The following is a 230-nucleotide window of genomic DNA, read 5'->3' as shown; positions in this document are numbered from 1 at the left end:
CAGCCTGCTGGTCGTGGTGGCCGTGCGCTGGTTGATGGTGCTGGACCCGAAGACCGGCGCGGCCATGATGGTCACGCACAAGCAGCGCTGTGCCTACGAGAGCCAGGCGCTGGCCTTCGCCACCACGCTGATCGCCTCGCTGCTGTTCGGCCTGGCAGGCTTCGACCTGGCGCGCGGTCGCAGCCAGGAGGACCTGCGCTGCGGCACCGCGCAAGTGCTGGCCGCCACGC

Annotated in this window: 1 pseudogene; it reads left to right on the top strand. The window is 70.9% G+C overall.

Annotated features, from left to right (window positions below):
* A pseudogene (locus AC0IZJ_RS28825) lies at positions 1-230 on the top strand (hypothetical protein); the annotation flags it as partial.

The organism is Roseateles sp. AC306 (genome assembly GCF_979253795.1).
The sequence above is the reverse complement of the archived record's forward strand: the minus strand, read 5'-3'. Positions and strand labels throughout refer to the sequence as shown.